Origin of the sequence: Lentzea alba, from assembly GCF_047445655.1 — a bacterium.
GTDB lineage: Bacteria > Actinomycetota > Actinomycetes > Mycobacteriales > Pseudonocardiaceae > Lentzea > Lentzea alba_A.
Window position 1 is genome coordinate 403,089 of record NZ_JAJAEG010000003.1, and the last position, 21,910, is coordinate 424,998.

The following is a 21,910-nucleotide window of genomic DNA, read 5'->3' on the forward strand; positions in this document are numbered from 1 at the left end:
CCTCTGGTCCCGTCGCCGGCTGGTCGTGCGCGAACCGGCGAGGTGGGCAGCCCTCCAGGCCGGGCGTGGTGAAGTGGCACCGCCGGGGGCCGGGGCGGTCGAGGCATCACCTGACCGGGCCAGGCGCAGGATCGATCTTAGAGTGGCGCCTGGCCCGGTTCCGCCGCCGTTCGGCTGGTTCCCCTACGACTTGAGCTTGCGCGCCAGCCGTTCGGGCCTGGGCCAGCGGACGTCCTTCGCCCAGCCGAAGATCTCGAACCACCGGATCAGCCGCGCGGAGATGTCGATCTGACCGCGCCGGACGCCGTGCCGGGCGCAGGTCGGGTCGGCGTGGTGGGAGTTGTGCCACGACTCGCCCATCGACAGGATCGCGAGCGGCCAGAAGTTCGCGGACTTGTCCCGTGCGTCGAACGGCCGGTCGCCGATCATGTGGCAGATGGAGTTGACCGACCACGTGACGTGGTGCAGCACGGCCACCCGGACGAGACTCGCCCAGAAGAACGCCGTGACCGCACCCCACCAGCTCCAGGTGATCAGCCCGCCCGCCACCGCGGGAGCGACGAGCGTGATGGTCGTCAGCACGGGGAACAGGCGGTTGACGCGCTGGATGTCGGGGTCGGCGAGCAGGTCGGGTGCGAACCGGGCGGCGTTGGTCAGTTCGCGGCGGAACATCCAGCCCATGTGGGCGTGCCAGAAACCCTTGGCCAGCGCGACCGCCGAGGTGCCGAACAACCAGGGGGAGTGCGGATCGCCCTCGCGGTCGGCGAAGGCGTGGTGCCGGCGGTGGTCGGCGACCCAGCCGATGATCGGGCCCTGCATCGCCATGCTGCCGGTCACCGCCAGCGCGATCCGCAGCGGCCGGTTGGCCTTGAACGCGCCGTGCGTGAAGTACCGGTGGAAACCGATCGTCACGCCCAGACACGTGAAGCTGTAGAAGAAGACGGCGAGACCGACGTCGGTCCAGCCGAGGCCCCAGCCCCACGCGAGCGGCACCGCGGCGACGAGCGCCAGCGCTGGAACCACCGCGAAGAGCTTGACCAAAAATCGTTCGAAGGGGGTGTTCTCACCTGCGAGCAGTGGTTGTGGTGCGGCCTGCACGCGGGGCACTGTCGTAGTCACGTCGCGAACCTCCGGGACGGCTTTCTCGTCTTGCGTCGCCGGGTCCGGGGCGTCGTCTGAAGTCAGTCAGGAGCGGTCAACGGCGGCTGTGGTGCCGAATCGCTGACACCTCGGGGCTACCCGTGGCCGTGCGGTGACGAAACCCGTCACCGCACCATGGCGCCGATCAGGTCGCTCATCGACGCCGTCGCCAGGCCGATGGTGGCGTCGCTCGCGCCGTACGGGATCACGAGGGTGTCGCCGTGCAGCAGGCCACCACACGAGTAGACGACGTTGGGCACGTAGCCGTCGCGTTCGGTGGCACTGGGCACCAACAGCGGTTCCGGCAGTGTGGCGAGCACTTTCGCGGGATCGTCGAGGTCGAGCAGCATCGCGCCCATCGAGTAGAGCCGCATCGGTCCCACGCCGTGGGTCAGCACGAGCCAGCCCTCCGGTGTCTCGATCGGCGAACCGCAGTTGCCGACCTGGACGAGATCCCAGTCCCTGCCCGGCACCGCCACGGGCCGAGGCTCGTTCCAAGTCCTGACGTCATCGGAAAAAGACACGGCTGAGCTTTCGCCGTCGCCACGGGACAACGCCGCGAACTTGCCGCCGATCCGCCGCGGGAAGAGCGCCATGCCCTTGTTGCGTGCGGCGGAACCGGTCGTCTGCGTGACGCGGAACGTGCGGAAGTCGTTGGTCTGCAACAGTTGTGGCGCGACGTCGACGCCGTCGTAGGCGGTGTACGTGGCGTAGTAGGTCTGTGCGCCGTCGTCGTCCGTGAAGTGCACGAACCTGGCGTCTTCCATGCCGTGGCGCTCGGACGGGCCCGCCGGCCAGAGCACCCGTCCGCTCACCACCGAGTCTTCGGGGAACTCGGTCGTGTAGTTGCAGGCGGCGATCCACCTGATCAACTCGACGGTCCGGTGTGCCGCCTGCCGGGCGACCAGCTTCGGGTGCAGGTCTGCCAGCAGGTCGTCCAGTTCGGCGCCGGTGAACTTCGCGGGCAGCCACCGGTTCAGCACGGCGGAGACCTCGTCGTCGTGGCCGCGCTCGGCGAGCTTGCCCTGGAACAGGCGCTTCTCGTAGCTCGCGTCCCTGCGCACGCCGGTGCTGATGACGCTCGGTTGCGGATCCACGGTGAGAACAGCGCCGGGGCCGGAAACCCCGGTCCGGAAGCCGATCGAGGACAGGTGTCCCTCGCCGATGCCGCGGACGCTCAGCACGAACCGCAGCTGGTTCTTGGTCATGCCGCTCTGGTCCGGATGGGCGACCATCGACGGGTTGCACAGCGCGGCCCCCTCGACGGCGTACTCGTGGGTGAAGTACGCGCCGATCAGCAACCGGCGCGACTCCGACAGCTTCACGCCGGGGGAGAGCCGGTGGCTGACGCTCGCGAAGTTGTCCGCGAAGGTCACGCGGACGTCCCGGTGCCGTCCCGCGAACAGCCGCACGGTGCGGTCGAGCGCGGTGCGCACGGTGTCCTCGTCCAGCGCCATCACCCGCCGGATGACGGCCGCGGACCGCGACTCGTGCTCGGGAACTTCCTCTCCTGGCACGAAGAGCTTGGTGATGACCCGGCGCGGGTCCGGGCTCAGCCGCAACGGGCTGCGCGTCACGCGGGCGTTCATCCTGTGCTCCTCAGGAGCGTGCGGAGGTGCTGCGTGGTGGAGATCAGGGCGAGGGTCGACTCGGCGCCCTGGTTGATGTTGGGGCCCGTGGGCGTCAGGCCGTCGTAGCCACCGCCGGTCTGCTCGTCGTGCATCAGCGAGCCGAGATCGTTGTCTCCGTTGAACCACGCGATGCAACGGTGGACACCGGCGAGCCAGGCCGGGTCGGCGGTGATGCGGTAGGCGCGGGCGCAGGCGTCGGCCATCGCGGCGACCTCGATGGGCTGCTGGTCGAACGCCGGGCGCGGCTCGCCGAGGAACCACCCGCCGGTCGGGACTGGTGAGAGGTGCAGGTCGAAGGACTCGACGGTGAGCAGCCAGTCCAGCAGCCGCAGTCCGTCGTCGCGGACCTTGTCGTCCGCGAGGAGGTCGCCCGCGGCGATCAACGCCTCGGGCAGCACGGCGTTGGCGTAGAACAGCCGGTTCTCGGGCCACGGCCAGTTCGCGTCAGGGCGTGGTTTGCCGACGTGCGAGGGGATGTCGCCGAGCAGCGCGGCGGCGGAAGCGTGCACGGGGTCGGCGGTGAGCACCTCGGCGGCACCGAGCGCGGCGAACGCCATCGTGCGCACCGACGGAGGCCGGTGGTGGGCGGAGCGGTCGAAGCATTCCAGTGCGGCCTCGCGGATCCACGGCAGCGAGCAGCGGGCGGCGGCCGTGCCCAGTCCCCACAGCGCGCGTCCCCACCAGTCGCCGAGTCCGGGCTCGTCCTGCCAGGTGCGGCCGGGGCCGAGCCGGTTGTGGAAGCGCCCGTCCTCGGTCTGCGCGTAAGCGATGAAAGCGAGGTAGTTGTCGGCCAGATCGGCGAGCTCGGTGGACAGCTGCGGCTCGCGGCTCAGGACGACCAGGCCGCGGGCGACGTCGTCGAGGCAGTAGCCGTGCTCCCGGCGCGGCGACGGGCCTTCCGCGTGCTCGTAGAGGCCCGTGTCGTCGCTGAGCCGGATCAGGTGGGCGAAATCGGGGCCGCTCACCTCGTCACGACGACTCGTGTGGTGAGCAGGTTCTCGGCGAGGCGTCGGTACCGGTTCGCCACCGCCGGCCAGCTCAACGCCGGGCTCAGGTTCGCGGACCGGTCGCGCATTCCGGCGGCGAGTCCCGGCTCGGTCAGCACCCGGCGCAACGCCGCGGTGATGGCGGCGGGATCGCGGTGCGGCACCAGCAGACCGGCTCCGTCCGCCAGCAGTTCGACCGCGTGCGGGAACACCGTCGCGACCACCGGTTTGCGGGCCGCGAGGGCTTCGACGAGCACGCCGGAGGTGACCTGTTCGGACGAGTCGTACGGCAGCAGGACGACGTCGGCGCGGCCGATCAGGTCCGCGAGCGCCTCCGCTTCGAGGTAAGCCGGGTTGAACTCGACCAGATTCGTGACGCCACAGGCGGCGGCCTGGTCGCGCAGATGCGTCCGGTACGCCTCACCCTCGTGTGCCAGCACCTTGGGATGCGTCTGCCCGGCCACCAGGTACCGGGGCCGCAGGTCGCGCAGCGCGCCCAGGGCGGCGATGCCCCACTCGACGCCCTTGCCGCGTCCGAGCAGGCCCCAGGTGAGGATCAGCGGTCCGCGTCCTGGCGCGCCGATCGCGGGTCTGTGGGCCGGGATGGCGCCGTGCGGGATCACCACGACCTCGTGGGGCCGGTCGACCGCATAGTCCGCCAGGAGACGATTCCTCGCCGTCTCCGACATGGTGACCACGGCGTCGGCGTGGTCCACGACGGCTTCGAGGACGCGGCGCTGACCTGGAGTGGGGGAGGTGAGCACCGTGTGCAGCACCACGATCAGCGGAACTCGCAACCGGGCGAGCACGCCCAGCACCTCGGCGCCGTCACGACCGGCGTAGATGCCGTACTCGTGCTGCACCACGGCGACGTCACAACCGTTGAGAGCATCGGCTGCGGCCTCGACCGCGCCAGGACGCATCTCGTGCACCGACGGCTCAGCCCCGCCGGGCTCGGCCTCCGCGAGTACACGGACGACGTGGCCCTCGCTGCCAGGGGTGGCAGCGGTCAGATGATGACGGAGGGCAGCGGTGAAAGTGGCGAGCCCACACTGAGTGGGCGGATACGTGCTCATGAAGCCGTAGGAGCGAAACATGAAGCGGGGGGCCTTTCGAATGGGCCGGCAGGCGAGAACGGCCTGCGGGCGCGGCGAGGTCTACCGGCAGGAGGAGCGGGATCAGTGCGTGACCGAGGACGACATGAGCCTGATCGCTCACATGCGAGAAGAGCTCGACACCCTCGATCCTACACGCGTCGAGCGTTGATCGTTGGGCACGCACCGGTCCCGCCTCGTCAAGAGTCCACATGCGACTGTCGCAAAGGGACTGTGGTGAGGGTGAAGGACGGCCGGCTCGCCGCGGTGTAGACCTGCATCAGTTCGGTGGAGATGCGATGCCAGGAGTACCTCGCGTGCACCCTGTCGCGTCCGGCGGCGCCGAGCATCTCCCGCTGGGTGCCGTTCGGCAGGAGTGAGCGCAGCGCTTTCGCGATCGCGCCCGGATTCCTCGGCGGTACCTGGACGCCGGTCTGTCCGTCCACCACCGTGTCGAGGAAGCCTCCGACGGCGGTCACCACCACCGGAACCCCGCAGGCCATCGCTTCGAGCGCCGCGACGCCGAACGACTCGTACCAAGGTGTGCACGCCACGACGTCCGCCGAGCGCAGCAGGGCGGGCAGTTCGTGGCGCTGCAGGTGTCCGGTGAACGTGACCCGGTTCGCGACGCCGCGCACGCGCGCGAGCGCACGCAGCCGTCTCGCCTCGGCGTCGCCGCGCAGCCGTCCGCGCGAGGATCCGCCGACGATCACGAGCTCGGTGCCGTCCAGGCTGGCCAGAGCGCGGATGAGGTCGTCGAATCCCTGGTGTGGCAGCAGACGTCCGACCGACACGATGCGCCGCACGCCGTTGCGCCCGGCGAGTGCACCTTGCGGTGTGAAGAGTTTCAAGTCGACGCCGTGCGGAATGACGGACACCTTCGTCCGGCTGATGCCCATCCTGAGCACGTTCTCGGCTTCGTCCGAGCGGGTGGCGACGACGTGCGCGACCTCGTGGCTGAGAAGCCGTTCGACGGCCAGGCGTTTCATCGAGAGCGATTCGTCCTCGTGCTGATGTCGCTGGAGGTCGGTGCCGAGCGTGTGGAACGTCTGCACCACCGGCACCTGGTTGTGCCGGGCTCCCAGCACCGCCGTGATGCCGGACAGCCAGCCGTGCGCGTGCACGACGTCCGGCCGGTTCGTGTGCCAGTCGGTGCTGAGGAAACGGGCGAACGCCCCGGCGTGGGCGGTCGCCTCGTCGCCCGTGATCTTCTTGGCAGGTCCGGAGGGCACGTGCACCACCTCGTAACCGGCACGGGTGCGTGTCCTGGCGGGCGTGCGCGGATCGTCGCGCCGGGTGTAGACGACCACCTCGTGACCGAGACCGCTCAACGTCGCCGAGAGGTCCGAGACGTAGAGGTTCTGACTTCCGGCGTCGAGCTGGCCGGGCGCTGTCAGCGGACTGGCGTGCTCGGACACCAGCGCGATCCTGCCCATCGGTGGATCTCCTCACTGCAAGGTGACGAGACCGCGGGGGCCGGGCGGTTGCTGTTGTGCCAGCAACACCGAGGCTACCGGCTTCCGGGCACCGTGCGATACCTCACCGTTCCGCCCTCAAACGTTTCCGGTGGCTCCAGCGCGGGTATGCACGGGCACAGCCGAGCCCTCGCGGGTGTGACCCGACTGTCCACAAAGGATGGTCGGTGTCGGTGACGTGCAGGAGGCCTGAGGAGGCTTGAGTGTCTGTGGACGTGGAGCACGGCCAGCGCTTGACGGATGTGTTGCGGGACAACGCGGAAACCCTGATCGACAGGTGGGTGGGAGCGGTGGCGGCCCAGTTGCGCGGGCGTTCCACGAAGGCCGAGCTGGAGAAGGACTTCCGGGAGTTCTACGGGGTGTTGCTGCCGTTGACGGCGAGTGACGGTGCTGACGGTGTCGACATCGACATCTCGCGTCCTGAGTTCGACGAGATGCGGTCGTTGCTGGAGGAGTACTCGCGCGACCGGGTGCGGGCGGGCTTCAGCCCCTCGGAAACCGCGTCGAGCGTGTTCTCCCTGAAGCGTGCGGTGTTCGAGCTCACCGACGACGCCGACGATCCCCGGATGGTCCGGCAGGTCCTGGTGTTCTCCGGGCTGCTGGACACGCTGGGGCTGTGGACGTTCGAGAGCTACGCGCGAGCACGCGAGGAGATCATCCGGGAGCAGTCGGAGCAGCTGCTCGAGCTCACCACGCCGGTCGTGAAGATCTGGGAGGGCGTGCTGGCGGTGCCGCTGGTGGGCACGCTCGACTCGGCGCGCACGCAGGTGGTGATGGAGAAGCTGCTGGAAGCCCTGGTCGAGACGGGGTCGGAACACGCGATCATCGACATCACCGGTGTGCTCGCGGTGGACACGCAGGTGGCGCAGCACCTGCTCAAGACGGTGGTCGCCGCGCGGCTCATGGGTGCCGAGTGCATCGTGTCCGGCATCCGGCCGCAGATCGCGCAGACGATCGTGGCGCTCGGCATCGAGTTCGGGGACATCGTCACCAAGGCGTCGCTCGCCGACGCGCTGCGGCACGCGTTGCGTCCTGGACCTGGTGTGATCGGCTGATGGAGCGCGTACCGATTCTGAAGATCGGCGGCGTGCTGCTGGTCTCCATCCAGATCGACCTGCAGGACCAGAGCGTGCTGGCGCTGCAGGAGGACCTGGCGGAGAAGATCAGCGCGACCGGTGCGCACGGGGTGGTCATCGACATCTCGGCCGTGGAGATCGTCGACTCGTTCATCGGCCGCATGTTCGCCACGATCGCGTCGATCTCGCGGTTGTTCGACGCGGACACGGTGGTGGTGGGCATGCGACCCGCTGTGGCGATCACACTCGTCGAGCTCGGTCTCACCCTCGGTGGCGTCCGCACCGCGCTCGACCTGGAGCGCGGGATGAAGATCCTCAGGCAGCTCAGCGTCGGCCTCGGAGGTTCGCCCGTGGACTACGACGAGCTCCCGCAGGACGCCTGATGTCGCCCCGGTCCGACGGACCGGACAACCTGCCGATCAACGGAGATGACGACGTCGTGCGGGTTCGCCAGCAGGTGCGTGCCCGCGCACAGCAGGTGAAGCTTTCGCTGGTGGACCAGACGAAACTCGTCACCGCGGCCAGTGAGCTCGCCCGCAACACCCTGATCTACGGCGGTGGGGGATTCGCCTGCGTCGAAGAGGTGCACGACGGCCTCCGAGCGGGGGTGCGGGCGTCGTTCCACGACAACGGACCGGGTATCGCCGACACCACGCTCGCCCTCGCCGACGGCTGGAGCAGCGGGCAGGGCCTGGGCCTGGGGCTCAGTGGAGCTCGGCGACTGGTCGACCAGTTCGACCTCGACACCGAGGTGGGGCGCGGCACGGTCGTGACGGTGGTCAAGTGGAAGAGGTGATCGGCGCGACCTGGCTACCGCTCGTGCGGGACCTGGTGTGGCTGCAGGTGGAGGAGCACGTGCAGGTCGGCAGGATCCGGCGGACGGCCACCGCGCTCGCGGAGAAGCTCGGCTTCAGCGGTACGCGCACCGCCGAGATCGGGCTGGCGGTGACCGAGATCGGGACGAACCTGCACAAGCACGCCCAGCGCGGCGCGGTGCTGATCCGGTCCGCGCGTGACCACGAGGTCGCCGCGGTGGAGATCATCGCGATGGATCGCGGGCCTGGCATCGGCGACCTCGGCCTGGCGTGGCAGGACGGTCAGTCCACCGCCGGCACGCTGGGCCTCGGGCTCGGCGCGGTCGAGAGGCTGGCGTCGAAGTGCGCGATGACCTCCCGGCCGGGACTGGGCACGGTGCTCTTCGCGCGGTTCCTGGCGTCGGCGCGCGGCGGGCCGGACTGGGGGACCGACGTCGCGGCGGGGGTGACCAGGCCGATCGGCGGCCAGGAGGTGTGCGGTGACGCCTACGCGGTGCGCCGTGAGCCCGACCGGCTGGTGCTGATGATGTGCGACGGGTCCGGGCACGGACCGTTGGCGGCTTTCGCTTCCGACGCGGCGGTACGGCTGTTCCGCGAGATGCCGGCCGTGCCGCCCGAGGAGGTTGTCGCGCGCGTGCACGCTGCTTTGCGCGGCACGCGTGGTGGTGCTGTGGGTGTGGCGGACATCGACCTGGTCGCCAGGACGGTCCGGTACGCCGGGCTGGGCAACATCGCGGCCGCCGTGCTGGGGGAGGGGCGCAAGCAGGGCATGATCTCGGTTCCGGGTGTGGCGGGTCATCAGGCACGCACGATCCGTGCGTTCGACTACGTGCTGCCGGACAATGCGGTTGTGGTGCTGCATTCCGACGGCCTCACCGAACGGTGGGGCGTGGACCACGGCAGCGATCTCGACTCGGACCTCCCCGTGCTGATCGCGACGACGCTGCTGCGGGAAGCAGGTGTGCGCAACGACGACGCCTGCGTGCTGGTGGGCAAGCCGGCATGAGCACCGCGGAACTGGTGCGCCTGGTGATCACCGGCGAGGCCGACGTCTTCCTGGTGCGCGGGCGGGGACGTCAGGTCGCGGCCGCCGTGGGCCTCGACGGGCAGAACCAGATCCGGGTCGCGACCGCGCTGAGCGACGTCGGCCGGGAACTGGTGCGGCAGGGCATGATCACGACCGTGGTGTTCGGGGTGCGCGACTGCCCGGCGCCCGCACTGCTCGTCGAGCTGAGTTGGCAGGGCCGCGTGTCAACGGACTCCGGGCCCGGCTGGGACACCGCACGCAGGTTGATGGACGAGGTGCGCTTCGCACCGGCCGGTATGACGCTGGTGAAGAACCTGGCCGGCGCCGCGATGGACGCGGATCGCGTGGCACGGTTGCGACACGAGCTGAAGGATCTCGCGGGCGGCAGCGCGTTGGACGAGCTGCGCGCGCAGAACCAGGAGCTGCTGGAGACGCTGGAGAACCTGGAGCTCAAGAGCAAGGAGCTGGAACGGCTCAACGCCGAGCTGGAAGACACGAACCGGGGCGTCGTCGCGCTGTACCAGGAGCTCTCCGAGGAGCTGGAGCAGACGAACCAGGGTGTGGTCGCGCTGTACGCGGAACTCGACGCCAAGTCGGCGGAGCTGCGCGAGGCCGCGGCGGCCCGGATCCGGTTCTGGTCCAACATCAGCCACGAGCTGCGCGCGCCGATCAACTCCGTCGTCGGGCTGACCCGCCTGCTCAGCGCTCCCGGCGGCGACGCGATGACCGACGACCAGCGCCACCACGTCGACCTGATCAACTCCTCGGCAGCGACGTTGCTCTCGCTCGTCAACGAACTGCTGGACACGGCCAAGGCCGAGTCGGGCAGTCTGCGGCCGCGGATGGTGCCGGTGGCGCTCGACTACGTGATCACGCAGCTTCGTGCGGCGCTGCAACCACTTCTGCGTTCCGGTGCCGTCCGTCTGGTCGTCGACCCGATGCCGGACCTGCCCGCACTGGTCACCGACGAGACGATGCTGGTCCGCATTCTGCGCAACGTGCTCTCCAACGCCGTGAAGTTCACCGAGCACGGCGAGGTCCGCTTCTCCGCGCGGCCCGGCCGCGGTCCCGGCGAGATCTGCCTCGTGGTCACGGACACCGGCATCGGGATCCCCGCCGACGAGCAGCGGAAGGTGTTCGAGGAGTTCTACCAGGTGCCTGGCGCGTTGCAGGCGGGTGCGTCCGGCACCGGGCTCGGCCTGCCCTACGCGCGCAAGCTCGCGCAGGTGCTCGGCGGCACCCTCACCCTGAACAGCGTGGTGGGCTCGGGCACGGAGGTCGTGCTCACGCTCCCGGTCGCTCAGGACGAGGACGCTGAAGCTGGGCCGGTCGGTCTCGCACTGATCGCCGACGGCGACGAAGGCGAGCGGCAGCGGCTGCGCGACGTGCTGGCGGACGTGGCGAAAGAGATCGTCGACGCCTCGGACGGCCGTACCGCGTTGAACTTGGCCAAGGCACGAAGACCTGACCTGATCGTGCTCAACGCGAGCACACCGCTCATGAGCGGGAGCGCGGTGCTTTCGACGCTGCGCCTGGACCCCGACCTGCGGTACGTGCCGGTCGTCGTCGTGTGCGGTGATGACCCAGGCGGTCTCGCCCGCACGGTCAACGGCCTTGGTGCGGCCCTGTTGCACCACGCGCGAATCTCTCCTGAGTTCGTGCGCCGCGCTGTCAGAGACGCCCAGTTCGCAGTGCGGAGAACGGACAACCGATGAACGTCTTCGCGGCACGGGTCCTCGTGGTCGACGACCTCGAAGCCAACCGGTTCATCGCGTCCAGCTGGCTGCGCCGCAACGGCCACGTCGTCACCGAGGCGCGCACCGCGGCGGAGGCGTTCGCGGCACTGGCAGCGCACCAGTTCGAGCTCGTGCTCCTCGACGTGAACCTCCCCGACATGAGCGGGTTCGACGTCACCGAGCGGATCAAGGCCGATCCGCGCACCAGCTCGATCCCGGTCGTGCTGATCTCGGCCACCTCCATCGAGCCCGAGGACAAGATCAACGGCCTGAAGCGCGGCGCGGACGCCTACCTCGCCGAACCCCTGGACCCCGGAGAGCTGCTGGCGAACGTCGAGGCGGCGCTGCGCTACCACCGCGCGCGAGCGCGTGCCGAGCACCTCGCCGACCGGCTCACCCGGCTGACCACCGCCACGCTGAGCATCAACGCGGCGACGACGTTCGACGCGCTGGTCTCGGCGGCGGCGGTCGGTGCCGCGGACGTGCTGGACACCGACGCCGTCGCCGTGCTCATCACCCCGGCCGGTGCGGTGCGCGTGGCGTCCGCCGGCGCCCGGCTGCCGATCTCCCGTCTGAGGTCGGAGTCCTCGGGCCTCGACCAGTGGATGTCGGTGGCGAGCCCGGCGGTCGGCGTGAAGATCGTCTCCTCGGACGGGTCACCGTGGCACAGCGCGATGCCGGGACTGGCGGCGATCGCCCGGTCCAAACCGATGCGGCCGCCCCTGTGCATCGCCGTCGAGCCGGCCGCGGCGAGCACCGTGGACGACCGCAACCTGCTGCTGCAGCTGGCCCAGGCGACCGCCTTGGCCGCGGAAGGCCTGCGCGCGTTCGCCGAGGAGCACTCCCTCGCGCTCACGTTGCAGAACAGCCTCCTGCCCCGCGCCCTGCCGAACCATCCCGGCCTGCCGATGACCGCGCGCTACGTGCCCGCGTCCGTCAACGCCGAGATCGGCGGCGACTTCTACGACGTCATCGAGCTGGACGGCACCGTGCTGATCGCCATCGGCGACGTCTGCGGCCACTCCATCCAAGCCGCCACGATCATGGGCGAGGTGCGGCACGCGTTGCGCGCGTACGCGATCGAGGGTCACTCGCCCGCCGAGATCCTGCGCAGGCTCGACGCGCTGCTGGAGCGCTTCCACCCGTTGAGCGGGCTCACCACCATGTACCTGCTGCAGGTGGACCTCGCGGCCGGCACGATGCTCGTCGCCAACGCGGGCCACGTGCCGGCACTCGTGGCCGACGACTCGGGGGCCCGTTATCTCGACGTCAAAGGTCCGCTGCTGGGCATCGGTCTCGCGCATCCGGAGGCCACCGAGGTCGCGTTGCCTGTCGGTACCACCGTGCTGCTGACCACGGACGGGCTCGTCGAGCGGTCCGGTGTGGACCTCGACGAGGGCATGGAGATGCTGAGGGCGGCGGTGTCGCACTCCGATGACATGGATGAGTTGTCTGATCGGTTGCTGGCGCGGTTCGGCACGGGGAAGCAGGACGACATCGCGTTGGTGGTGTTGCGGCGTCCGTGAGTGCGAGGTTCTGCGTACGGCGTGGGGCGCGAGAGCGTCAGGACCCAGTCGGGTGGGCCTGGGACCGAGCGTGGAGGTGCTCGGGGTGGCTGTGGCGCACACGTCGTGCTGGTGGTGTTGCGGCGTCCGTCAGCCTGAGGTTCTGCGCACCGCGAGGGTGTCGCCCAAGCCCGAGAGCGTCAGGATCCGGTCCGGCGCGCTGCCGCCGAGGCTCGTCACCCCGAACGTCCGGCCGGTGCGCTGGGCGAGGTAGGCGGCTTCGAGGAGCAGCGCGATGCCGGAGCTGCTGAGGTAGCCGAGCGCGGTGAGGTCGATGTCGACGGGGCGGCGGTCGTCCTGGCGGTCGATGTGCGCCAGCAGCGGGGCGCGCAGGTCGTTCGCGGTGTAGGTGTCGAGGTCGCCGGTGACGCGGAGGACCTGGGTGCCGTCGGTCGACTCCTCCGACGTCAGGTCGATCAGCTCCGACGGCGTGACCGGTGCGGGCGACGCGACCGGTGGCCCGCCGGTCGGTGAGGTGGCGAAGCGGAAGCGGATCGTCGTGCCGGTGGCACCGGTGTGGAGGTCGACGTCGTCGGCCAGTGCCCGGATCATCCGAAGGCCGCGGCCGCGGTGACCGGGGTTCGGAGGTGCGGGGCGCCACGCGCCGTGGTCCTCGACGGTGACCTGGGCGGCGCCTCCGGTGTGCACGACGTGGGTGTCGAAGGTGCCCGGGTTGCCGTCGTACGCGTGGTCGACGGCGTTGGCGGCGGCTTCGCCGTAGGCGAGCAGCAGGTCGTAGGACTGGTCCTCGGTCAGCCCCGCAGCGGCGGTCCACTCGGACACGGCGCGGCGCAGTCCGGAGAGCTGCTCCGGCTCGGCCGGGGTGGTCCGGTGCAGCGGCGGAGGCAGGTAGCGGGCGGCGACGAGGGCGACGTCGTCGTCCTGGCCGTCGGCGAGCAGTCCTTCGATGATCGTGTCGGTCAGCTCGGCAGGGCCCTGCCGGTGTGCCCTGCTCACCAGGTCCAGCAGCTGGTCGAGACCCGTGTCGAGCACCTCGCCCCGTCGTTCGACGAGCCCGTCGGTGTAGAGGACGACCGACGAGCCCGGCGACAGGACCGTGCTCGCCTCCTCGTACGGCGCCCGCTGGGGGGTGCAGAGCACCGCCCCACCGGCACCGTCGAGCAGGCGCGCCTGCCCGGCGGCGACCACCACGGGCGGCGGATGGCCCGCGCTGGCCCAGCACAACCTGCCGGTGGACCAGTCGAAGGTGACGCACGCGCACGTGCTTCCGGCAGCGCCGTTGACCCTGGCCGCGAACGCGTCCAGCCGTTCCAGCGCGGCGGCGGGCGAGTGCCCGTCGATCAGGTAGCCGGCCAGCGCACTGCGCAGCTGCCCCATCACGGCGGCCGCAGCCGGGCCCTTGCCCACGACGTCGCCGACCGAGAAACCGACCACGGTGCCGTCGATCGGCAGCATCTCGTACCAGTCACCCCCGATCTGCGCGTGGTCGGAGGCCGGCAGGTAGCGGGCGGACGTGGCGAGCCGGTCCAGCACCGGCAGCTCTCGCGGCAGCAGGCTGTGCTGCAACGCGGCGGCGATCTCCCGTTCGCGTTGCAACAACAACTCCCGTTCCGCCTCGGTGCGCTGCCGTTCGGTGACATCGCGTCCGATGGCCTGCAACCCGGTCGGTGTGACCTGGACGCTCAGTTCCAGCGCGATGACGGAGCCGTCGGCGCGACGCAGGTTCCACACGCCGGTCATCTGGTCCTTCAACTCCGGCGGCTCGTGGCCGTCGCGCACGACCAGGTCCGTGGCGAGCATGCCGACCAGCTCGTCCCGCCGGTAGCCCAGCAGCGCGCAGGCCGCCGGGTTCACCTCGACGAACCGGTAGTCGTGGTCGAGCACCCAGATGGTGTCGGTGGCCCGCTCGATCAACCGGCGCAGGCGCAGTTCGCTGTCACGCAGCGCGCGGTCGGCGTGCGCGCGCTGCATCGACTCCCAGCACCGGTTGACCACGACGGACACGAGGTCGATCTCGTCCTGGGTCCACTGCCGCGGCCGTGCCTGGTGCACGGCCATGGCTGCGACGAACCGTCCACCGCGCAGCAGCGGCAGGCAGATCACCGCACAGATGCCGGTGACGGCATAGGCGGCCAGGTCGTCCTCGTCGAGCCGGGGGTCGTTCGCGTGGTCCACCACCACCCACGGCTCGCCGGCCCGCATCGCCCGCAATGCCCCGGCGCCGAACTCCCGCATCGCGAACCGGCCCGGCAGCGGAGGCAGCCCGGTCGCGTGGTCGCCGGTCATCACGAAGTGGTTCTCGTCCTCTTCGGTCCTGGCGTACGCGCAGCGGTCGACGGCCAGGTGCTCGCCGAGCAACCGGGTCGCCAGTGCCATGAGCCCGTCGGCGTCGTCGAGCTTCTGCGACTCCCGGTCGAGCAACGCCAAGAACCTCTCGCGCTCGGCCGCGGTCCGGTGCGAGGTGATGTCGATCAGCACGCCCTGCAGCCGTCGCGCGGCCCCGGCGCTGTCCCGCAGCACGTGCACTTTCTCCTGCAGCCACCGGACTTCTCGCTTGGCGTCGTGCACGCGGTAGGCCAGTTCGTAGTCGTCCTGCTCACCGGCTCGGCTCCAGCGCGCGGTCTCGACCTCGGCGCGGTCGTCGGGAAGCACCATCGACGACCAGAAACCCGGTTCGCCGAGCCACCGGCTGACCGGGTGGCCCAGCAGTTGTTCGACCTGCCGCGAGACGAAGGTCAGCTCACGCGTCGTGGCGTCGGCCTCCCACGCCACCACCGGCAGGTTGTGCACGAACGAGCGCAACCGCTGCGACTCCGTGAAGCTTTCGGTTGCGCTCATCCATCCAGCCTGTCATGAGGGGAGAGGTGGGGCGATTCGCGCGGGCCCCGACCTCCGAGGAGACCAGGGCCCGCGCGGGGAAACGCGTCAGGGTTTGACTTCGCGCACGGCCTCGCGGCCGTGGTCCGCCACTTCCTGGGCGGAGGACCTGCCCTGCTCGGCCGTCGTCCTGGCGGCGTCGGAGGCGGTCTGCTTGACCTCGCCGGCCGCGTCGCGGACGTCGGAGGTCATGTCCTCCTTCAGGTGCTCCGCCGACTCGGCGAGTGCCTGCTTGGCGGGCTCGATGACATCGCTCGCACGGTCGCCGATCTCCGCGACCATCTGCTGCTCGGCCTGCGACCGCGGCAGCAGTGAGGCGACCAGCAGGCCACCTCCGAACGCGATGAGTCCGGCCGCGATCGGGTTGCCCTGCGCCTGCCGCATCGCCTGACGTGGAGCGTCCTGCACGGCCTCGGCGGCTCTGCCCGCACTGTCGGCGACGGTCTCTTTCGCCTGGTGCGCCTGGCTTTGCATCGTCGACGTCGTGTCAGAGGCGGTGCCCATGACGCTGTCGCGCATCGACCTGAGACCGCGCCGGATCCGCTGGGTGCGGCGCTGCGCGATGCGGCGCGGGCTCGTCCGGTCGACCAGGCGGTTGGCGTCGTCCACGAGCTCGGCCCTGGTGCTGTCGATTTCGCGCCTTATTTGGTCGGGTGTCGCGCCCATTCCGCGTCCTCCTTGAGAGATTCGACTGTGCGTTCGGGTTTCGGGGCGACCTGGCGGAGCTTGGTGCGGCCGCTGCTGTAGAGCGCGAAGCCCGCGATGCCCCACACGGCGGCGACGATCAGCGCCGCCCACCCCAGTGGCATGACGGCACCGAGCGCGAAGACCACGGCGAGGCTGAGCAGCACCGCGGTCATGTAGCCGGCGAAACCCGCGCCGGCGAGCATTCCGCCGGCCTTGCCCGCCTTCTTGGCCTCCTCGCGGATCTCGGCCTTGGCGAGCTCGAGCTCCTGGCGCATCAGCCGCGAGAGGTCCTGGGCGAGTTCGCCGACGAGCTCACCGAGCGACTCGCGCTCGGGCGCGGGAGGCAGACCCGTGTCAGGGCTGGACATACCGCGCACCTCCGGTGGGCACGGGGCTGGTCGTGTACGGCTCGTCCCGCAGCGGATCGCGGCCGGTGCCGTACGAGGCCTCGTCCTCGAAGGGCGGGGCAGGGCTCGGCGCGGCGAGCTCGGGAGCCTGCGGTGCGGGCGTGCCGGCGAACTCCGGCACCGCGTCAACGGGTGCCTGCGGCGGCTGTGGCGGCTGTGCGGCGGGACGCCCGTTGCCCTGGGAGCCCATGGCGCTCTTCGCCACCCGGCCGACCAGGAACCCGGCCACCGCCGCGCCGAGCAGGAACGCGCCGGGCCTGCGCCGGGCGAAGTCCTGCGCGGAGTCGAGCAGCCCGCGGGCGCCCTGCTCGTCCAGGTAACGCGCCGCCTGCCTGCTGGTGTCGGCGACCTGGCGGACCGCGCCGGCCGACATGGCGTCCGGCGAGGCGGCCTCGGCCATCGAGCTGAGCTCGTCGGCGATCCGGTCCAGCTGGCTGGAGACCTTCCTGGCCTGTTGTTCCGCCTCGTCGGCCACTCTGTCCCTGGCGCTGTGCAGAACGTTGGTCGCCTGGGTCTTGGCTTCCTGCGCCACGTGCCCGATCTGGTCCTGAGCTGTCGCACGCACCTCTCCGGCGGCGTCCCTGGCGTGGTGCACCACCGCGGTACCTTCGTTCTGGGCGGTCTCGCGAATGCCGCCCGACTGGTCCTCGGTCACGACTACTCCTCAACTTCTCGATGTGTGCTCGCAGTGCGAGCTACCCCGCAGCGCCTCGCGCAAACGCGTGGAGAACAAAGGAAGTTATTGCGGCACAAGGGGTTTCGAGGAAGAGAACGCGGGTAACGGGTGCTCACACGTGAGTGCGGGCCGCTTTGCCCGCGTCGCCGTGGCGCTTGACGGCCTTGCGCCTTCGTTTCCGGTCGAGCAACCACATCGTCGGCGACGCGGTGAGCCCGTGCAGCAGGATCGACCCGATGACGACGAGCCCGACGATCCGCCACACCGCACCCTGTTCGGAGAAGTCGCCTTCCTGGACGGCATAGGTGACGTAGAACAGCGAACCGACCCCGCGGACACCGAAGAACGCGATGACGGCTCGCTCCCGCGGCCCCGTCTTGCCGGCGACGAGTCCCGCCCAGCCGGCCAGCGGCCGCACGAGCAGCAGGACCGCCGCGGCGACGGCGATCTCCCTCCACCCCGTGCCCGCGAGCAGGCCGGTGGCGGCGGCCCCGCCGAGCAGGAAGACGATCAGCACGGTGAGCATGCGCTCGGCCTGTTCGACGTAGCGGTGCAGCACCTGGTGGTAGCCGTGGTGCCGTTCGGCGGCCCTGATCGAGCAGGCGCACACGAACACCGCGATGAACCCGTATCCCTCGGCGAGCTCGGTGAGTCCGTAGGCGAGGAACGTCGCGGCGAGCGCGACGAAGCCCTCCGCGTGTTCGGCGAGCCGGAACTTCTCCGACGGGGCCGAGAAGAACAGCTTGCCGAGCAGCCAGCCGACGAGCAGTCCGATGGCGACAGCGCAGACGAGCCGCCAGAGCACGTCCACGGCGAGCCAGTGCGGGAGCCACAACGACGGTGCGACCCCGGCGACGCTGATCGCGATCGCGGCGTAGGTGAACGGGAACGCCAGTCCGTCGTTGAGCCCGGCCTCGGAGGTGAGCGCGAACCGGGCCTCGTCCTCTTCCTCGTCGGAGTCCGGGTTCTCCGCCGGTTCCGCCGCCTGGACCTCGCTGGCGAGCACCGGATCGGTCGGGGCGAGCGCCGCCGCGAGCAGGACCGAGGCCCCGACACCGAGCCCGAGCGCACCCCAGCCCAGAAACCCGACGGCGACCATGGACAACGGCATGGTGACCGCGAGCAGGCGCCACGTGGTCGCCCAGCGGCGCAGCCCGACCACGCGGTTGAGCGCCAGTCCGGCACCCATCAGGGAAATGATCACGCAGATCTCGGTCAGGTGCAGCAGGACCGTGCTGTGGAGGTGCGGATCCGGGTCGGGGAGCGGCTCGACGACCGCGAAGGTGAGGGCACCCGCGCCGAGGAAGAGCATCGGCATGGAGATCGGCGCGCGGTCGAGCAGCCGCGGCAGCAACGCCGCGGCCAGCGTGGCGAGTCCCGCGCCCGCGTACAGCAGGGGGCTCGGATCCACTGGGCACCGTCCGTTCGAGCCGGAAAGGCACCAGGTACCCGGTTGCGCCGATCGCAAACGCGCCGGTCACGGCGCCGGACCGGGCCAGGGCCGGGTAGGATGGGGACTACCGAGGGCATGTCGCGCAGCAGCGGTCAAGCTGGTGCCGCCTTGGGCGTACCACGAAGCCCGGCCTTTTCGGCTGGAGGCGGGGACCTCACATGCTTCCGTCAGTGCCCCTGACCATCGACCTCGACAACACCACCGACACCACCGGTATCTGCAACGTGTGTCCTCACCCGTGGGCGGAGCACGACGCGCTCGGCGTGCGTTTCTGCGCCGCGACCACGGCTTCCGCGTTGCCTCGCGGCTGCATCTGCCCATGACCGCTACGACGAACGCGCTGACCACCGAGCGACTGACCCTGCGCCCGTGGCAGGTCGACGACGCGGCGGCCGCGCTGGAGATCTACGGGCACTCCGAGGTGACCCGCTGGCTCAGCCCGGAGATGGACCGGGTGCCCGACCACGCCGCCATGCGGTTGCTCCTGCAGCAGTGGACCGCCGAGAGCGCCCGCCTGCCCGCCGCGGCCGGCAGGTGGGCGATCGAGCGCACCGCCGACGGTGAGCTGATCGGTGGCGCCATCCTGCTGCCACTGCCTCCTGGCGACGAGGACCTGGAGATCGGCTGGCAGTTGCGTCCCGACGCCTGGGGCAGCGGTTATGCGACCGAGGCGAGCCATGCGCTCGCCGCCTGGGCGTTCAGCCACGACGTGAACGAGGTGTTCGCCGTCGTCCGGCCGGGCAACACCCGTGCCGCGGCGACCGTGCGCAACAACGGGATGCACTGGGTGGGCGAGACCACGAAGTACTACGGCGTCGAACTGCAGGTGTTCCGCCTTCGCCAGGCGGATCTCGACCCGGCCGCGCCGGCGTCACCGAGGCCACCCGGCGACGACTGATCTGGTCGTCGCACCTTTCCCCAGCCCCGCCGCGCAGCACGCCGGCGGGGCTGAGTGCGTTTGGGCGTCCGCATTCCGGCTACTCGCCTTGAGGAGCATCAGCGGCCGCCGAGACCCGCGTCCTCGTTGATCTGCCACCTGGAACGCGTTTTCTGCTGCGGGAAGGCCTCACCTCATGACACGCACGGCCACCTCATCGGTCCGCCGCGACCCTTCGTTGCCGCCGCCTGTCGCGCACGCCGCGGGCTGGACCGACACCGACGTTCGCGCCGTGGACACGATCCGAGTGCTCGCCGCGGATGCCGTCCAAAAAGTCGGCAACGGGCACCCCGGGACCGCGATGAGCCTGGCACCGCTGGCCTACCTGCTGTTCCAGCAGGTGATGCGACACGATCCGGCCGACGACCGGTGGCTCGGCCGCGACCGGTTCGTGCTGTCCTGCGGCCACACGAGTCTGACGCTCTACCTGCAGCTCTACCTGAGCGGCTACGGACTGGAACTGGCCGACCTGGCGGCGCTGCGCACGTGGAACTCCGCCACGCCCGGCCACCCCGAGCACCGGCACACCCGCGGCGTGGAGATCACCACCGGCCCGCTCGGGCAGGGGTTCGCGAGTGCGGTGGGCATGGCGCTCGCCGCCCGGCGCGAACGCGGGCTGCTCGACCCGGACGCGGGTCCCGGCCAGAGCCCGTTCGACCACCACGTGTACGTCCTCGCCTCCGACGGCGACCTGATGGAGGGCGTCACGGCCGAGGCCGCCTCACTGGCGGGGCATCAGGAACTCGGGAACCTCGTGGCGTTCTACGACGAGAACCACATCTCCATCGAGGACGACACCACGATCTCCTTCAGCGAGGACGTCGCGGCTCGGTATACCGCCTGCGGCTGGCACGTCCAGGTCGTCGACTGGACGGGCACCGGCCGGTACGTCGAGGACGTCGACGCGGTGCTCGCCGCGATCGAGGCGGCGAAGGCGGACACCGGCCGTCCGTCGTTGATCGTGCTGCGGACCATCATCGGCTGGCCCGCGCCCACCAAGCAGAACACCGGCGCGGCACACGGTTCGGCGCTCGGTGACGAGGAGGTCGCGGCCGTCAAAACCCTGCTCGGCTTCGATCCGCGGCAGAGCTTCGCGGTGGAGGACGAGGTGCTCGCGCACGCCCGGGAGGTCGCCGACCGAGGTCGTGCCGCTCACGAACGCTGGGAAGCAGGCTACGAACGCTGGCGGGCCGAACAACCGGACCGCGCCGCGTTGCTGGACCGGTTGCGGGATCGGCGGTTCCCGGAGGGCTGGACCGACGCGCTGCCCGTGTTCCCCGCCGACGCCAAGGGAATGGCGACCCGCAAGGCCTCGGGGGAGATCCTCACGGCACTCGCGCCGGTGCTGCCGGAGCTGTGGGGCGGGTCGGCGGATCTGGCCGGCAGCAACAACACCACGATGGACGGCGAACCGTCGTTCGTCCCGGCAGGCAAGCAAACCACGCAGTGGCAAGGCGGTCCCTACGGACGCACGCTGCACTTCGGGATCCGCGAACACGCCATGGCCGCCGCGCTGAACGGCATCGCGCTGCAGAGCCTGACCCGCCCCTACGGCGGCACCTTCCTGGTCTTCAGCGACTACCAGCGTCCCGCGATCCGCCTGGCCGCCCTCATGGGACTGCCCGTCACCCACGTGTGGACCCACGACTCGATCGGCCTGGGCGAGGACGGCCCGACCCACCAGCCGGTCGAGCACCTCGCCGCGTTGCGCGCGATCCCAGGCCTGGACGTCGTGCGGCCCGCGGACGCGAACGAGACCGTCGCGTGCTGGCGCCGGATCCTGGAGCACCAGGACCGTCCGGCAGGGCTGGTGCTGACGCGGCAGGACGTTCCGGTGCTCGACCGCGGCCCCGGCGGTGTGGCAGCGGCGGAAGGTGCCGCACGTGGCGCCTACGTCCTCACCGGTTCCGAGGAACCGGACGTCATCCTGGTCGCGACCGGTTCCGAGGTTCAGATCGCTTTGGACGCCGGGAAGTTGCTCTCCGACGACGGCGTCGCCGCCCGCGTGGTCTCGATGCCCTGCCGGGAGTGGTTCGCCGCTCAGAATCTGTCCTATCAGGACGAAGTGCTTCCACCGGGAGTGCGTGCGCGCGTGAGCGTCGAGGCCGCGGTCGGCCAGGGCTGGCGCGATGTCGTCGGCGACGGCGGCCGGATCGTGTCGCTGGAGCACTTCGGCGCTTCGGCCGACCACCGGCGGCTTTACGACGAGTTCGGCATCACCGCCACCGCGGTCGCCGCGGCCGCGCACGACTGCCTGCGTGACGCGGCCACGGTGGTCCGTCCCGGCGGCGTGCAGCAGACCTCCGCACCCATCACGGGCGGCACCGGCGACCGCCCTGCCTGACCCGGCACCAGTTCCCGACTTTG

The 21,910-nt window shown here is 70.5% G+C and carries 20 protein-coding genes; 10 read left to right on the plus strand and 10 right to left on the minus strand.

Annotated features, from left to right (window positions below):
* Positions 1-183 precede the first annotated feature (183 nt).
* From LFM09_RS07395 to LFM09_RS07410, 4 genes are all read right to left on the minus strand, one after another.
* On the minus strand, positions 184-1,119 hold the full coding sequence (locus LFM09_RS07395) for an acyl-CoA desaturase (protein ID WP_414095530.1): 936 nt from the start codon (positions 1,117-1,119) through the stop codon (positions 184-186).
* 146 nt (positions 1,120-1,265) lie between these two features.
* Positions 1,266-2,729 carry a glycoside hydrolase family 130 protein gene (locus LFM09_RS07400; RefSeq protein WP_414095531.1) on the minus strand — a complete coding sequence of 488 codons (1,464 nt, stop codon included), beginning with the start codon at positions 2,727-2,729 and terminating at the stop codon, positions 1,266-1,268.
* Positions 2,726-3,736, minus strand: a complete 1,011-nt coding sequence (locus LFM09_RS07405) for a hypothetical protein (RefSeq protein ID WP_414095532.1) — start codon at positions 3,734-3,736, stop codon at positions 2,726-2,728. Before LFM09_RS07405 ends, LFM09_RS07400 begins: the two co-directional genes overlap by 4 nt.
* Positions 3,733-4,833, minus strand: coding sequence for a glycosyltransferase (locus tag LFM09_RS07410; RefSeq protein WP_414095533.1), 1,101 nt, complete (start codon positions 4,831-4,833; stop codon positions 3,733-3,735). The genes LFM09_RS07405 and LFM09_RS07410 overlap by 4 nt, the downstream gene beginning before the upstream one ends.
* Before the next feature lie 19 nt (positions 4,834-4,852).
* Between LFM09_RS07410 and LFM09_RS07415 the strand changes: the two genes are divergently transcribed.
* Positions 4,853-5,023 carry a hypothetical protein gene (locus LFM09_RS07415; RefSeq protein ID WP_414095534.1) on the plus strand — a complete coding sequence of 57 codons (171 nt, stop codon included), beginning with the start codon at positions 4,853-4,855 and terminating at the stop codon, positions 5,021-5,023.
* 28 nt (positions 5,024-5,051) lie between these two features.
* On the opposite strand, the gene LFM09_RS07420 is transcribed toward LFM09_RS07415, so the two are convergent.
* On the minus strand, positions 5,052-6,287 hold the full coding sequence (locus LFM09_RS07420; protein ID WP_414095535.1) for a glycosyltransferase: 1,236 nt from the start codon (positions 6,285-6,287) through the stop codon (positions 5,052-5,054).
* Between the two features lie 242 nt (positions 6,288-6,529).
* Between LFM09_RS07420 and LFM09_RS07425 the strand changes: the two genes are divergently transcribed.
* From LFM09_RS07425 to LFM09_RS07450, 6 genes are read left to right on the plus strand one after another with little or no spacing between them, the layout of a single operon-like run.
* Positions 6,530-7,381: an STAS domain-containing protein gene (locus tag LFM09_RS07425; RefSeq protein WP_414095536.1), complete on the plus strand. Its 852-nt coding sequence runs from the start codon at positions 6,530-6,532 to the stop codon at positions 7,379-7,381.
* Positions 7,381-7,785: an STAS domain-containing protein gene (locus LFM09_RS07430; protein WP_414095537.1), complete on the plus strand. Its 405-nt coding sequence runs from the start codon at positions 7,381-7,383 to the stop codon at positions 7,783-7,785. Before LFM09_RS07425 ends, LFM09_RS07430 begins: the two co-directional genes overlap by 1 nt.
* Complete coding sequence (locus tag LFM09_RS07435; protein WP_414095538.1) at positions 7,785-8,198, plus strand: ATP-binding protein; 414 nt, start codon at positions 7,785-7,787, stop codon at positions 8,196-8,198. Before LFM09_RS07430 ends, LFM09_RS07435 begins: the two co-directional genes overlap by 1 nt.
* Positions 8,186-9,223 carry an ATP-binding protein gene (locus LFM09_RS07440; protein ID WP_414095539.1) on the plus strand — a complete coding sequence of 346 codons (1,038 nt, stop codon included), beginning with the start codon at positions 8,186-8,188 and terminating at the stop codon, positions 9,221-9,223. Before LFM09_RS07435 ends, LFM09_RS07440 begins: the two co-directional genes overlap by 13 nt.
* Complete coding sequence (locus tag LFM09_RS07445; RefSeq protein ID WP_414095540.1) at positions 9,220-10,959, plus strand: ATP-binding protein; 1,740 nt, start codon at positions 9,220-9,222, stop codon at positions 10,957-10,959. The genes LFM09_RS07440 and LFM09_RS07445 overlap by 4 nt, the downstream gene beginning before the upstream one ends.
* Positions 10,956-12,506: a SpoIIE family protein phosphatase gene (locus LFM09_RS07450; RefSeq protein ID WP_414095541.1), complete on the plus strand. Its 1,551-nt coding sequence runs from the start codon at positions 10,956-10,958 to the stop codon at positions 12,504-12,506. Before LFM09_RS07445 ends, LFM09_RS07450 begins: the two co-directional genes overlap by 4 nt.
* Before the next feature lie 129 nt (positions 12,507-12,635).
* Here the strand turns inward: LFM09_RS07450 and LFM09_RS07455 are convergent, their stop codons facing one another.
* From LFM09_RS07455 to LFM09_RS07475, 5 genes are all read right to left on the minus strand, one after another.
* Entirely contained in the window at positions 12,636-15,344 is a 2,709-nt protein-coding gene (locus LFM09_RS07455) for a SpoIIE family protein phosphatase (RefSeq protein ID WP_414095542.1), read from the minus strand.
* An 87-nt stretch (positions 15,345-15,431) separates the two neighbouring features.
* A complete protein-coding gene (locus tag LFM09_RS07460) occupies positions 15,432-16,049 on the minus strand; it encodes a DUF3618 domain-containing protein (RefSeq protein ID WP_414095543.1) in 618 nt (205 codons plus the stop codon).
* On the minus strand, positions 16,025-16,438 hold the full coding sequence (locus LFM09_RS07465) for a phage holin family protein (RefSeq protein WP_414095544.1): 414 nt from the start codon (positions 16,436-16,438) through the stop codon (positions 16,025-16,027). The genes LFM09_RS07460 and LFM09_RS07465 overlap by 25 nt, the downstream gene beginning before the upstream one ends.
* Positions 16,425-17,132, minus strand: coding sequence for a hypothetical protein (locus tag LFM09_RS07470; protein ID WP_414095545.1), 708 nt, complete (start codon positions 17,130-17,132; stop codon positions 16,425-16,427). The genes LFM09_RS07465 and LFM09_RS07470 overlap by 14 nt, the downstream gene beginning before the upstream one ends.
* 133 nt (positions 17,133-17,265) lie before the next feature.
* The gene (locus tag LFM09_RS07475; protein WP_414095546.1) at positions 17,266-18,564 is read right to left on the minus strand and encodes a cation:proton antiporter; all 1,299 of its coding nucleotides are present in this window, start codon (positions 18,562-18,564) and stop codon (positions 17,266-17,268) included.
* 212 nt (positions 18,565-18,776) lie between these two features.
* On the opposite strand from LFM09_RS07475, the gene LFM09_RS07480 reads away from it, so the two are divergent.
* From LFM09_RS07480 to tkt, 3 genes are all read left to right on the plus strand, one after another.
* Entirely contained in the window at positions 18,777-18,929 is a 153-nt protein-coding gene (locus tag LFM09_RS07480; protein WP_414095547.1) for an RGCVC family protein, read from the plus strand.
* Positions 18,926-19,504: a GNAT family N-acetyltransferase gene (locus LFM09_RS07485; RefSeq protein WP_414095549.1), complete on the plus strand. Its 579-nt coding sequence runs from the start codon at positions 18,926-18,928 to the stop codon at positions 19,502-19,504. Before LFM09_RS07480 ends, LFM09_RS07485 begins: the two co-directional genes overlap by 4 nt.
* 175 nt (positions 19,505-19,679) lie before the next feature.
* Positions 19,680-21,887, plus strand: coding sequence for a transketolase (tkt, locus tag LFM09_RS07490; protein ID WP_414095550.1), 2,208 nt, complete (start codon positions 19,680-19,682; stop codon positions 21,885-21,887).
* Positions 21,888-21,910: the final 23 nt, after the last annotated feature.